At 67.3% G+C, this 13,042-nt stretch carries 12 protein-coding genes; 9 read left to right on the top strand and 3 right to left on the bottom strand.

Annotated elements, in window-relative coordinates:
- Positions 1–85: 85 nt before the first annotated feature.
- Both LI94_RS06180 and LI94_RS06175 read right to left on the bottom strand, forming a co-directional pair.
- Entirely contained in the window at positions 86–1,738 is a 1,653-nt protein-coding gene (locus LI94_RS06180) for an acyl-CoA carboxylase subunit beta (protein ID WP_046300632.1), read from the bottom strand.
- A gap of 119 nt (positions 1,739–1,857) precedes the next feature.
- On the bottom strand, positions 1,858–2,814 hold the full coding sequence (locus tag LI94_RS06175; protein ID WP_046300636.1) for an alpha/beta hydrolase: 957 nt from the start codon (positions 2,812–2,814) through the stop codon (positions 1,858–1,860).
- An 87-nt stretch (positions 2,815–2,901) separates the two neighbouring features.
- Here LI94_RS06175 and LI94_RS06170 point away from each other — a divergent pair, with 87 nt between their 5' ends.
- Positions 2,902–3,714 (top strand): biotin--[acetyl-CoA-carboxylase] ligase, encoded by an 813-nt coding sequence (locus LI94_RS06170; protein WP_046300631.1) that lies wholly within the window; start codon positions 2,902–2,904, stop codon positions 3,712–3,714.
- 9 nt (positions 3,715–3,723) lie between these two features.
- On the top strand, positions 3,724–4,233 hold the full coding sequence (locus tag LI94_RS06165; protein WP_046300630.1) for a PH domain-containing protein: 510 nt from the start codon (positions 3,724–3,726) through the stop codon (positions 4,231–4,233).
- Here LI94_RS06165 and LI94_RS06160 read toward each other — a convergent pair.
- Positions 4,197–4,844, bottom strand: a complete 648-nt coding sequence (locus LI94_RS06160) for a GtrA family protein (protein ID WP_046300629.1) — start codon at positions 4,842–4,844, stop codon at positions 4,197–4,199. The two genes, LI94_RS06165 and LI94_RS06160, sit on opposite strands and share 37 nt — an antisense overlap.
- 202 nt (positions 4,845–5,046) lie before the next feature.
- On the opposite strand from LI94_RS06160, the gene LI94_RS06155 reads away from it, so the two are divergent.
- From LI94_RS06155 to LI94_RS06125, 7 genes are all read left to right on the top strand, one after another.
- A complete protein-coding gene (locus LI94_RS06155) occupies positions 5,047–6,213 on the top strand; it encodes a 5-(carboxyamino)imidazole ribonucleotide synthase (RefSeq protein ID WP_046300628.1) in 1,167 nt (388 codons plus the stop codon).
- A complete protein-coding gene (gene purE / locus LI94_RS06150) occupies positions 6,206–6,721 on the top strand; it encodes a 5-(carboxyamino)imidazole ribonucleotide mutase (RefSeq protein ID WP_024441473.1) in 516 nt (171 codons plus the stop codon). Before LI94_RS06155 ends, purE begins: the two co-directional genes overlap by 8 nt.
- A gap of 14 nt (positions 6,722–6,735) precedes the next feature.
- On the top strand, positions 6,736–7,905 hold the full coding sequence (locus tag LI94_RS06145) for an acyl-CoA dehydrogenase (RefSeq protein WP_046300627.1): 1,170 nt from the start codon (positions 6,736–6,738) through the stop codon (positions 7,903–7,905).
- A 10-nt stretch (positions 7,906–7,915) separates the two neighbouring features.
- Positions 7,916–8,482 carry a maleylpyruvate isomerase N-terminal domain-containing protein gene (locus LI94_RS06140; protein ID WP_046300626.1) on the top strand — a complete coding sequence of 189 codons (567 nt, stop codon included), beginning with the start codon at positions 7,916–7,918 and terminating at the stop codon, positions 8,480–8,482.
- Positions 8,483–8,569: 87 nt separating this feature from the next.
- Positions 8,570–9,703 carry an aminotransferase class V-fold PLP-dependent enzyme gene (locus tag LI94_RS06135; protein ID WP_046300625.1) on the top strand — a complete coding sequence of 378 codons (1,134 nt, stop codon included), beginning with the start codon at positions 8,570–8,572 and terminating at the stop codon, positions 9,701–9,703.
- A 4-nt stretch (positions 9,704–9,707) separates the two neighbouring features.
- A complete protein-coding gene (pta, locus tag LI94_RS06130; RefSeq protein ID WP_046300624.1) occupies positions 9,708–11,807 on the top strand; it encodes a phosphate acetyltransferase in 2,100 nt (699 codons plus the stop codon).
- Positions 11,804–12,958: an acetate kinase gene (locus LI94_RS06125; protein ID WP_046300623.1), complete on the top strand. Its 1,155-nt coding sequence runs from the start codon at positions 11,804–11,806 to the stop codon at positions 12,956–12,958. Before pta ends, LI94_RS06125 begins: the two co-directional genes overlap by 4 nt.
- The last annotated feature ends 84 nt before the right edge of the window (positions 12,959–13,042 follow it).

Below are 13,042 nucleotides of genomic sequence, written 5' to 3'. Positions count from 1 at the left end.
GCGCTCACTCCACTCGTTCCGCTCACGGTGCCTTCGCTGCTCGCGTCACTCGTGTCATTCGCTGCGCTCACTCCACTCGTTCCGCTCACAGGGGAATGTTTCCGTGCTTCTTGGGCAGCGGCTGAACGATCTTGCGTTCCAGCAGCCGCAGCGACGTCGCGATGTAGCCGCGGGTGTGCGACGGCGGGATCACCGCATCGACGTAGCCCCGCTCGGCGGCGACGTAGGGGTTCACCAGAGTGTCCTCGTACTCCTGCTGAAGCTGCAGGCGCAGCGCGTCGACATCGTCGCCGCTCTTGGCGGCCTCGTTGAGCTGCTGGCGGTAGACGAACCCGACCGCACCAGAGGCGCCCATCACCGCGATCTGGGCCGTCGGCCAGGCCACGTTGACGTCAGCGCCCATCTCCTTGGACCCCATCACGCAGTACGCGCCGCCGTAGGCCTTGCGGGTGATGACGGTGATCTTGGCGACGGTGGCCTCACCGTAGGCGTAGAGCAGCTTGGCGCCGCGCCGGATGATGCCGTTGTACTCCTGCTCGGTACCGGGCAAAAAGCCGGGCACGTCGACCAGCAGCACGATCGGGATGTTAAAGCAGTCGCAGGTCCGGATGAACCGGGCGGCCTTCTCCGAGGCGTTGATGTCCAGGCAGCCGGCGAACTGGGTCGGCTGGTTGGCCACGATGCCGACGGTGCGGCCCTCGACCCGGCCGAAGCCGACGATGATGTTCTGCGCGTAACCGGCCTGGACTTCCAGGAACTCGTCGTCGTCGAGGATCCGGGTGATGACCTCGTGCATGTCGTAGGGCTGGTTCGGCGAGTCCGGGATCAGCGTGTCCAGCTCGAGGTCCTCGGCGGTCAAGTTGTCCTCGATAGCGCCCTCGGCTGCCGGCACCGGGAAGTGCGGCGGGTCGGCGTAGTTGTTCGGGGGCAGGTAGCTCAACAGGTCGCGGACGTAGTCGAAGGCGTCCTGCTCGCCGGAGGCGACGTAGTGCGCGGTGCCGGACTTGCCCATGTGGGTGTGGGCGCCGCCCAGCTCCTCTTGGGTGACGTCTTCTCCGGTGACGGTCTTGATCACGTCAGGGCCGGTGATGAACATCTGGCTGGTCTGGTCGACCATCACGATGAAGTCGGTCAGCGCGGGGGAGTACACGTGACCGCCGGCCGCCGCGCCCATGATCAGCGAGATCTGTGGGATCACGCCCGAGGCCAGGATGTTGTTGTGGAAGATCTTGCTGTACAGGCCCAGCGAGACCACACCCTCTTGGATGCGGGCGCCGGCGCCGTCGTTGATTCCGATCAGCGGCCGGCCGGTCTTCATGGCCAGCTCCTGGACCTTGACGATCTTCTCGCCGTAGACCTCGCCGAGGCTGCCGCCGAACACGGTGGCGTCCTGGCTGAAGATGCAGACCTCGCGGCCATCGATGGTGCCGTAGCCGGTCACCACGCCGTCGCCGAGCGGGCGCTTGTCGGCCAGGCCGAAGTTGGTGCTGCGGTGCTTGGCCAGCGCGTCGAGCTCGACGAAAGAACCCTCGTCAAGCAGGGCGTAGACCCGTTCGCGAGCGGTCAGCTTGCCTTTGGCATGCACCTTGTCGACCGCGGCCTCACCGACCGGGTGCAGGGTTTCCTCGGTCCGACGCTTGAGGTCGGCGAGCTTGCCCGCGGTGGTGTGGATGTCGACGACATGCTCGGCTTGCGCCTCTACGTGGGCCTCACCGGAGTGCTCAGTAACACTGGTCATAAGAAATGATCTTAAAGTGTGGGCCATCGGATCGCCCGACCGGACCGGTTAGGCAACGTCACCGCTGTCTGGACCGTCGCGAAGCACATCTCGGGCCGGTGGCAGTGGTTGGTGCCGGGTCAGGCGGCTGCGGTACCGGGCTCAGGTGGGGCGGTGACTTCCTTGACGAACTCGCCGAGGTAGCGGATCGCCCGCCGTCCCTCGGGCAGCACGTCGGCCGCCAACGGGAAGTCGTGAACCTGGCCCTCCCACAGATGCAGATCGCAGCGCACGCCGGCCGCATCCAGTCGCTGCGCCATCGCTTCGGCGTCGGGCAGCAGCAGTTCGTCGGTGCTTGCGTGGATGGCAACCGGTGGCAGCACCGACAGGTCGGCATCCATCGGCGACGCCGCGCGGGCACGCAGCAGGTATCGGGTGAACGCCATCAGTGCCTCGCACGGGAACATCGCGCAACGCCGAGCGTTGCGGTGCTGAAGCTTTGCGGTGGGGTCCGCGTCGGTGAAGGGTGAAACCGCGGCAATTCCAGCGGGTTTCATCAGATTCGACTGCGCGGCGGCCAGCGCGGTCATAAAGGCCAGATATCCGCCCGCGGAATCGCCGGCGATCACGATCTGCTCCGGGGCGTAGCCTCGCCGAAGCAGCCAGCGCAGCCCGCTCAGGCCGTCCTCGACGGCGTCAGCGATCCGGTGTGCGGGCAACATTCGGTAGTCGATGTTGAGAACGCTGGCGTCGGCCGCTCGGGACAGCCAGGTTACCAGTGAACGGTGGGTGTTGAGTCCACACGTCAGAAAAGCGCCGCCGTGCAGATAGAGGATGGCCCGTTCTGTCGAGACGCCGGTAGCCTGAACCCGTTCGGCGACACAGTAACCCAGGCGGAAGCGCTGGACGCGCGCTGTTTGCCGGTGCGGTACCAAGCCGGCCAGTCGGTCGACTGAAGTCAGCGGCCACGCCAAGTCCGGCCGGACTGCCCACGCGCGCACCAGGTTCTTCACGACGAACCGGCTGGCGAGTGACACCGCGACTGATTGCGCGCTGTGGCGGCGGTGAACGTGCCTCGTCAATCCCCTGGTGACCATGTCGATCACCTCCTCCGCCTGTCCGAATACCCGTGCGCCGGGCGTTTCAACCGAGGTGGCCGCAGTGCCGGTGAGTAAGCTGGCGAAATGAGTCTTGTGCCACGGCCGCCGCTGGACGTAGCCGCTCTGCGAGCCGGGCTGACCGGGCCGGACGGGCCGTGGCGCGTCGTAGATGTCGTCGACGACACCGGTTCCACCAATGCGGATCTGTTGGCCCGTGCCGCAGCGGGCGAAGATATCGACGGAGCCGTGCTGCTGGCCGAACATCAGATGGCCGGCCGTGGTCGTCACGGCCGACACTGGAGTGCCCCGGCGTACAGCCAGCTCGCGCTGTCGGTGGGTGTGGCCGCGGACACCGTGCCGACATCGGGTTGGGGTTGGCTGACTCTGGCCACCGGGGTCGCGGTCGCCGATGCGATCGCCGAAGTGTCGGGCCTGCAGGTCGGCCTGAAGTGGCCCAATGACGTCATCGCGGGCGACGGCAAGCTGGCCGGCATTCTGGCAGAGGTGGCCGCGCCGAAGCAGCTGATCGTGGTGGGCCTCGGGCTCAACGTGTCCATGACCGCGGAGGAGGCCCCGGATCCCGCGGCGGTCTCGCTGGCGATGCTCGGCGCTGCGGTGGTGGACCGAAACCTCTGGGCCGACAAGGTTCTTCGTCACCTCGCGATTCGGATCGCGGCCTGGCGTGCGGCGGGCGGCGCCGACGATGCACTGGTGTCGGACTATCGGCGGCACAGCTGCACGTTGGGGGCCCAGGTGCGCGCCGACATACCCGGCGACCAACGCGTGGAGGGAGTCGCCGAAGCCATCGATGACACCGGACGCCTGGTGATCAACACCGGAGATGGCACCGTCACGGTGTCGGCCGGCGATGTCACCCGACTTCGGCCCACCGGCTAGGGCCTGGCCGTGGGTTACCCGGAGAGCGTGCTGGCCGACGATGAGCACGTGGTGTTGCACCGGCACCCGCACGTCAAACGACTGATACTGCCGGTGCTGGCGTTATTGCTGGTCACCGCGTGCGCCGCGTTCGCCGCTGGGTTCGTCAACTCACGGCCCTGGGATCCGACTGCCAAGAACGTCGTCTTCGGGGTGATCTGGGCGATCTGGCTGGTGGTATTCGGCTGGCTGACGCTCTGGCCGTTCTTGAGCTGGCTGACCACGCATTTTGTGGTCACTGACCGGCGCGTGATGTTTCGGCACGGGTTGTTGACCCGCAGCGGAATCGACATCGGACTGGCGCGGATCAACAGCGTGGAGTTCGTACATGGCTTCATCGACCGGCTGTTGCGAACCGGCACGCTGATCATCGAGTCGGCGTCGCAGGAACCCCTGGAGTTCTACGACATTCCGCGCGTGGAGCAGGTCCACACGCTGCTGTATCACGAAGTTTTCGACAGACCGTCCGCCGGCGGTTGATGACGGGCCGGACGCCGGAACAGTGTCACCACGCCGGTGTCCGGGCCGCTCTCCAAGGCATCTTCGATCGCCTCGGCGAGCGCGCCGGTCTCGATCGTCGCGTCGAGTGCGGCGTCGGTGCTGCGAGCGAACTCGTCGGGGAAGACCCAGCGGCGGAACGCCCAGAACCGGAATGCCATCTGCAGCAGGTTGCCGATGATGTAGGCCGAGACGAAGTCCGAGAGGTTCTCGATGGTCAACGACACCATGGGTGCTCGCAGCCCGAGCACATAGCTGGAGAACCACAACGGGGCCATGGACAACACCACGCCGACGCCGCTGACCCCGAAGAACAGCAGGGCCTCGTGGTGCCGTTCTCGGCCGCCCCGGTCTTTGAAGCTCCACTCGCGGTTGAGGATGTAGGACGCGATTACCGCGACGATCCCCGAGATGACCTTGGCCGTGACGGGCTTGGGCGACAGAATCGTGAGCTTGAGCGTGTAGAACAGCGCCGAGTCGATGAGAAATGTGGTCGCGCCGACGATGGCGAACTTGATCAGCTCATGATGGCGTTCGGCCAGCGGACGGATCACCCGCGGCAGGCGGGCAATCGTGGCGTCGGTAAAAGACACAAGTCGCCAGTGTACGGACTCGGCCCCAGCCGTGCCTAACGACTGCATAACGACTCAGGGAGCTCATGGCGGCTGCGCCGCACTTGCGATCGCCGCGCGCCGACGTGTCACGATATTGGCCGTGCCGAACCCCCCAACCACAACGCCGCCCGCCGGCGGAGGTAGCCCATCCCCCCCAAACGGGCGGTACCCGCAGGTCGCCATGGTGGGCGGCGGTCAGCTGGCGCGGATGACCCATCAGGCCGCAATCGCGCTGGGGCAGCGGCTGCGGGTGCTGGCCGCGGCGGCCGACGAGCCGGCTGCCCAGGTCACCCCGGACGTGGTGATCGGCTCGCACACCGACCTCGATGACCTGCGCCGGGCGGCCGCTGGAGCCACCGTGCTCACCTTCGACCACGAGCACGTCCCGGGCGAGCTGTTAGAGCAACTGATCGCTGAGGGCATCAACGTCGCGCCGCCCCCGGCGGCGCTGTTGCACGCCCAGGACAAACTGGTGATGCGCCGCAAGCTCTCGGCGCTGGGGGCGCCGGTGCCGCGGTTCGCCGCGATCGAGGCCCTTGAGGATCTCGATGCCTTCGCGGCCCTGACCGGTGGCCCGATGGTGGTCAAGGCGGCCCGGGGCGGCTACGACGGGCGCGGGGTGTCCCTCGTTGACGATGTGGCCCAGGCTCGGGCGGTCGTCACCGACTATCTGGCCGCAGGTGTGCCGGTACTGGCCGAGGAGCGGGTCGCGATGCGCCGGGAACTCTCGGCGCTGGTGGCCCGGTCCCCGTATGGGCAGGGCGCGGCATGGCCGGTGGTCGAGACCGTGCAGGAAGATGGAATCTGCGTGACAGTGATCGCGCCCGCCCCCGACCTGTCGGACGAATCCGCTGCTGCTGCACAACAATTGGCGCTGCGGTTGGCTGATGAGCTGGGCGTGGTCGGGGTGCTGGCTGTCGAGCTCTTCGAAACCACCGGCGGTCAGGTTCTGGTCAACGAGCTGGCGATGCGACCGCACAACTCGGGGCACTGGACCATGGACGGTGCGGCCACCAGCCAGTTCGAACAGCATCTACGTGCGGTGTTGGACTATCCGCTCGGTGCCACCACACCGATTGCGGCGGTGACTGTGATGGCCAATGTCCTGGGCGCCCCGCAGACACCGGCGATGACGATGGACGAGCGGCTACATCACCTGTTCGCGCGCTATCCCGACGCGCGAGTCCACCTCTACGGCAAGGACGAGCGGCCGGGCCGCAAGATCGGCCACATCAACCTCCTCGGTGCGGACGCGAACGACTTGGCGAACCTGCGCGAGCGGGCCGAAAGCGCGGCACACTGGTTGTCGCACGGGGAATGGAGCGATGGATGGGATCCGCATGAGTGAGCACAAGCCCGGTCCCCGGGTCGGCGTCATCATGGGCAGCGACAGTGACTGGTCGGTGATGGAAGACGCGGCCATGGCGCTGGCCGAGTTCGAGATCCCGTTCGAGGTCGGAGTGGTCTCGGCGCACCGCACCCCCCAGCGGATGTTCGACTACGCCCGCGACGCCGCCGGCCGCGGCATCGAGGTGATCATCGCCGGGGCGGGCGGCGCCGCGCACCTGCCCGGGATGGTAGCTTCGGCCACACCGCTGCCGGTGATCGGGGTGCCGGTGCCGCTGGCCCGCCTCGACGGCATGGATTCTTTGCTGTCCATCGTGCAGATGCCGGCTGGCGTGCCCGTGGCCACTGTTTCTATCGGCGGCGCACGCAATGCAGGTTTGCTCGCAGTGCGTATTCTGGGCTCAGCCGATGCCGCGTTGCGGGCTCGTATGGAGGCTTTTCAAGACCAGTTGGCCCAGAGCGTGCTTGCGAAGGACGCGACGCTTCAAGGTAAAGTTACCGGCGAGTAGCTTAGGAGGCTGTGATGGCTGGGTGGGCCGGGAATCCCTCGTTTGATCTGTTCAAGTTGCCCGAGGAGCATGATGAGTTGCGGGCGGCGATTCGGGCGTTGGCGGAGAAGGAGATCGCTCCGTACGCCAAGGATGTCGATGAGCAGGCCCGGTTTCCTGAGGAGGCCCTGGCGGCGTTGAATGCGTCGGGTTTCAACGCGGTGCATGTGCCCGAGGAGTATGGCGGTCAGGGTGCGGATTCGGTGGCGGCGTGCATCGTGATCGAAGAGGTCGCTCGGGTGTGTGCGTCGTCGTCGCTGATCCCGGCGGTGAACAAGCTCGGCACCATGGGGCTGATCCTGGCGGGCTCGGAGGAACTCAAGGCCCAGGTGCTTCCTGGCCTGGCCGCCGGCGAGGTGATGGCCTCCTACGCGCTTTCCGAGCGCGAGGCCGGCAGCGACGCCGCGGCGATGCGCACCCGCGCCAAGGCCGACGGCGACGACTGGATCCTCAACGGCTCCAAATGCTGGATCACCAACGGCGGCAAGTCCAGCTGGTACACCGTGATGGCCGTGACCGACCCGGACCTGGACGCCAACGGCATCTCGGCGTTCATGGTCCACATCGACGACGAGGGATTCACCATCGGTCCCAAGGAGCACAAGCTCGGGATCAAGGGCTCGCCGACCACCGAGCTGTACTTCGAGAATTGCCGGATTCCCGGTGACCGGATCATCGGCGAGCCGGGGACCGGGTTCAAGACCGCGTTGCGCACGCTGGACCACACTCGTCCCACGATCGGCGCTCAGGCCGTGGGTATCGCTCAGGGCGCGCTGGACGCGGCCATCGAATACACCAAGGACCGCAAGCAGTTCGGTAAGAACATCAGCACGTTTCAGGGTGTGCAGTTCATGTTGGCCGACATGGCGATGAAGCTCGAGGCGGCCCGGTTGATGGTGTATTCGGCGGCGGCTCGCGCCGAGCGGGGTGAGACGGGCCTGGGCTTCATCTCCGCGGCGTCGAAGTGCTTCGCCTCCGATGTGGCGATGGAGGTCACCACTGATGCCGTGCAGTTGTTCGGTGGGGCGGGCTATACCACCGACTTCCCGGTGGAGCGGATGATGCGCGACGCCAAGATCACCCAGATCTATGAGGGCACCAACCAGATCCAGCGCGTCGTCATGAGCCGACACCTCCTGCGCTGACGTCGCGGTGATGACAAACCGGATCGACATCGTCCGCGCGGCGCGGCATGCGTTCGTCGACACGGTCGACGGGCTCACGGACGCTGAATTCGACCACGGCACCACGCTGTGCGCGCAATGGTCGCCGCGTGACGTGCTGGCTCATCTGATCGGCACCTCCGAGATCGGCAGATACCTGCGTGCCCCGTGGCGGTTGCACAAGATCAACGCCGAAGTCGTCGCGGCGGGACGCGGCCGCGACCGGGCCGATTTGATCGCCGCCGCCCGGCGCTGGGCACAGGTACCCGACCGCGCCGTGGCCCGGCTGCTGCTGGGCGACTTGGCGATGCATCACCAGGATGTGCTGCGCGGGCTAGGGCGCAGCCGCGAGATCCCGCCGGTCGAAGAGGCCGCGATCCTGACCGAGGGAGTGAGCCTGACCGTGCAGAAGCTGCAGCCGACCCTGCTGCGGTATCGGATCGAACCCACCAACGGGATCGGCCGGCCCCGCGGCCGCGGCACCGTAGTCCGCGGCACGGCGGAAGCGCTGGGCCTGTGGCTCGGCGGCCGCACCATATCCGATGTCGAGATCGGCTGAAGCCGTTCGTCCGCATCGGTGAACGCACGAATGCGACAGCCCTAAGATTGGCAATCGGCGCTGTCCGCCCCACCTAGGAGAGGCTTCATGCCAGGACTTCGACGCGATGTCGATCCCGACGGATTGCTGGAGTACTCCGTCGTCTACACCGACCGGGCACTCAACCACATGTCCGCGCGCTTCCAAGACGTCATGAACGACGTCTCGGCGATGCTGCGCGAGGTCTACCACGCCGACGCGGCAGTCGTGGTGCCCGGCAACGGAACCTGTGGCATGGAAGCGGTCGCACGACAGTTCGCCAACGACGCCGACGTACTCGTCATCCGGAACGGGTTCTTCAGCTACCGGTGGAGTCAGATCCTTGCGACCGGCCGCATCACCGACCGCGTCACCGTCCTCAAGGCCCGTCCGACCGGCGACGGCGACCAGGCGCCGTTCGCTCCCGCGCCCATCGACGAGGTCGAGGAGGCGATCGCGCGGATCCGGCCGGCGGTGGTGTGCGTTCCGCACGTGGAAACCGCGAGTGGAATCCTGCTGCCCGACGACTACCTGGCGCGCATCGGCACGGCGACGTCCGCGGTGGGCGGCCTGTTCGTCCTGGACTGCATCGCCGCCGGGGTGGTCTGGGCTGACATGGCGGCGCTCGGGGCCGACGTCTTGGTGACGGCGCCGCAGAAGGACTGGAGCGCCGAGCCGGGCTGTGCCATGGTCTGCCTGTCCAACCGGGCGCTGGAGGCCATGGAGCGCACCCAGAGCACCAGCTTCGCGCTGGACCTCAAGAAGTGGCGAGAGATCATGGTGGCCTACGAGAACGGCGGCCACGCGTATCACTCGACCATGCCGACCGGCGTGATCAGCGGCCTTCGCGACGCCATGGCCGAGACCCGCGACCGCGGCTTCGATGCGGTGCGCGAGCAGCAGTTCGCGCTGGGTCGCAAGGTACGTGCGCTGTTGGCCGAACGTGGCTTCCCCAGCGTGGCCGCACCGGGATTCGAAGCGCCCGGCGTGGTGGTCAGCTACACCACTGACCCGGAGATCCGCACCGGCAGAAAGTTTCTGGCCCAAGGCCTGCAGACCGCAGCCGGAGTGCCGCTGCAATGCGATGAGCCGGCGACGTTCAGCACCTTCCGAATTGGGCTGTTCGGGCTGGACAAACTGGCCGACATCGAGGGAACGGTGGCGCGACTGAGCTCCGCGATCGACCGGATCGCCTTGGCCTGATCCGATGTCTGAAGGTAACGCCGGTACGTCGAGCATCTACCTCGCCGCCGTGGAGGGCGGCACCGGCAAGTCCGTCCTCGCGCTCGGCCTGCTGCACCTTCTGGCCGCCTCATCGACGCGGGTCGGTGTTTTCCGTCCGGTCGTGCGATCGCTGGACGAGCCCGACGGGCAACTCGAACTGCTGCTCGCCCATGCCACCGCCACCATCGACGACCACAGCGCCTGCCGTGGTGTGACCTACCAGCAGGTCTTCGCCGACCGGGAGGCGGCGCTGGGCGAGATCGTGGCGCGGTTCCACGAAGTCGCCCGGCACTGCGACACCGTACTGGTAGTCGGCAGCGACTACACCGACGTCGTCAACCCGAGCGAGTTGACCTTCAACGCTCGTATCGCGGTGAACCTGGGGGCGCCACTTGTGCTGGCGGTCAACGGACACAACCGCGACGCGCAGGCCATCGCTGAGATCACCGAGCGGTGCCTGGCCGAAGTGGCCGCGGTACACGCCCGCCCGGCAGCGGTGATCGCCAACCGTTGCGATCCGGACCAGCTGGCCGATGTCACCCAAGCGATCTCAGTCCGCCTGGCCGGTGCCGATGTTCCGGCGTTCGCGGTCCCGGAGGTGGCGCTGCTGGCGGCACCGACCATGGCCGAACTCTGCACCGCGCTGGAGGGCACCGTCTACAGCGGCGACCCGGAGTTACTGCGCCGCGAAGCGCTCAGCGTCATGGTCGGCGGTATGACCGCTGAGAACATCCTCGATCGACTGTCCGAGGGGCAGGTCGTGATCGTCCCGGCCGACCGCTCGGACGTACTGCTGGCGTTGGTGAACGCCCATGAGGCACAAGGCTTCCCCTCCCTGGCAGGGATCATCCTCAACGGGGGTCTGCTGCCGCACCCGGCCATCGACAAATTGGTGAAGGGACTGCGGCCCACCCTGCCGTTGATCGCCACCAGTCACCGCACCTACGACACCGCCGAAAAGGTGTCGCATACCGGCTCGAGAATCACCGTCGGTGCATTGCGCAAGATTGACACCGCACTTGCCCTGGTCGCCGCGCACATCGACGGCGCCGAACTGGCCGAGCGGATCCGGGTGCCGGCGTCGACCGTGATCACCCCGCAGATGTTCGAATACCGGCTGCTGGAACGGGCCCGCGCCGACCGTCGCCACATTGTGCTGCCGGAAGCGAGCGATGACCGGATCCTGTTGGCGGCCGGGCGGTTACTGTCGCGCGGGATCGTCGATCTGACCCTGCTCGGCATGGAAGGCGCGGTGCGTCAGCGCGGTGCCGAGCTGGGTGTGGACCTGGACGCCGCGCGGGTGATCGATCCCGAGACCAGTGAGCTGCGAGACACCTTCGGCGCCGAGTACGCCCGGCTGCGCGCACACAAAGGCGTGACCGAGGACCGCGCCCGCGAGATCATGCGCGACATCTCCTATTTCGGCACCATGATGGTGCACCGGGGGATCGCCGACGGAATGGTGTCGGGTGCGGCACACACCACCGCCCACACAATCAGGCCGGCATTCGAGATCATCCGCACCGCGCCCGGGGTGTCCACGGTCTCCAGCGTGTTCCTGATGTGCCTGTCCGATCGGGTGTTGGCCTACGGCGACTGCGCGGTGGTGCCCGATCCGACCGTCGAGCAACTCGCCGACATCGCCATCTCCTCGGCGGCCACCGCGGCCGCGTTCGGCATCGAACCCAGAGTCGCGCTGCTGTCCTACTCGACCGGCGAATCCGGCTCCGGCGCCGGCGTGGACAAGGTGCGTGCCGCAACACAACTGGTGCACGAGCGTCGCCCCGATCTGCTTGCCGACGGCCCGATCCAGTACGACGCCGCGGTCGATGCGGGAGTGGCCGCGGCCAAGATGCCGGACTCGCCGGTAGCGGGGCATGCCACCGTGCTGGTGTTCCCCGACCTCAACACCGGCAACAACACCTACAAGGCGGTGCAGCGCAGTGCCGGCGCGATCGCGATCGGCCCGGTGCTGCAGGGACTGGCCAAGCCCGTCAACGACCTGTCCCGGGGAGCTTTGGTCGACGACATCGTCTACACCGTGGCCATCACCGCGATCCAGGCGCAGGGAGTGACTCAGTGACTTCAACCGCACCCGGCTTGGTGCTGGTGCTCAACTCGGGTTCGTCGTCGATCAAGTTCCAACTGGTCGATCCGGTGGCCGGCACCGCGCTGCTGTCCGGGCTGGTGGAGCAGATCGGCGAGCCGGACAGTCCGGTCGCCGACCACGCCGCCGGCCTACAGCTGATCCACCGGCAGCTCGTCGACTCCGGCATCGACCTGGCCGCCGTCCGCGCTGTCGGGCACCGGGTGGTGCACGGCGGCAAACTGTTTTACGCGCCGACACTGATCACCGACGAGGTGGTGGCCGAGGTGGCGGGGCTGTCGGAGTTGGCGCCATTGCACAATCCGGCCAACGTGATCGGGATCGAAGTAGCCCGCAACGACTTTCCCGAGGTCCCGCACGTGGCGGTGTTCGACACCAGTTTCTTCCACTCCCTGCCGGTGGCCGCAGCCAGCTATGCCATCGACCGTGACGTCGCGGCCCGATACGGCATTCACCGCTACGGCTTCCACGGCACCTCGCATGAATACGTCTCCGGTGAGACCGCCGCCGTACTGGGCCGCGACCCGGCCGAGCTGAACATCATCGTGCTGCACCTGGGCAACGGGGCCTCGGCTTCGGCGGTGCAAGGCGGGGTGGCCGTCGAGACCTCGATGGGGCTGACCCCGCTGGAGGGTTTGGTGATGGGAACCCGCAGCGGTGACATCGACCCGGGCGTACTGTTCCACCTCAACCGCACCGCCGGAATGCGCGTCGATGCGCTCGATGAGTTGCTGAACCGCCGCTCCGGACTCAAAGGGCTGTCCGGGGTCAACGACTTCCGGGAACTGCTCGAGCAGCGGGCGGCCGGCGGCGCGCTGGGCGAGGCCGCCGGACTGGCCTACGACGTCTACGTTCACCGGCTGCGCAAATACGTCGGCGCCTACCTGGCCGTGCTGGGCCACGTCGACGCCATCGCCTTCACCGCCGGAGTGGGGGAGAACGCACCCAGCGTGCGCGAGGACGCGCTGGCCGGACTGGACGGGCTGGGCATCATCGTGGACCCCGAGCGCAACCGCACCGGCAAGGGCGCCCGGATCATCTCCGCCGAGGGATCGCGCACCACCGTCTTGGTGGTTCCCACCAATGAGGAGCTGGCGATCGCGCGGGCCGCCTGGCAGTTCGTGTGAGCGTCGCCCGCGACCCGGAGCGGTAACCCCGCCGTGGACGGCGTGCGGGACCGGTCGCGGCGCATCCAGCCGTACCAGGCCCGC

Source organism: Mycobacterium sp. UM_Kg27, assembly GCF_000972905.1.
Lineage (GTDB): Bacteria > Actinomycetota > Actinomycetes > Mycobacteriales > Mycobacteriaceae > Mycobacterium.
The sequence above is the reverse complement of the archived record's forward strand: the minus strand, read 5'-3'. Positions and strand labels throughout refer to the sequence as shown.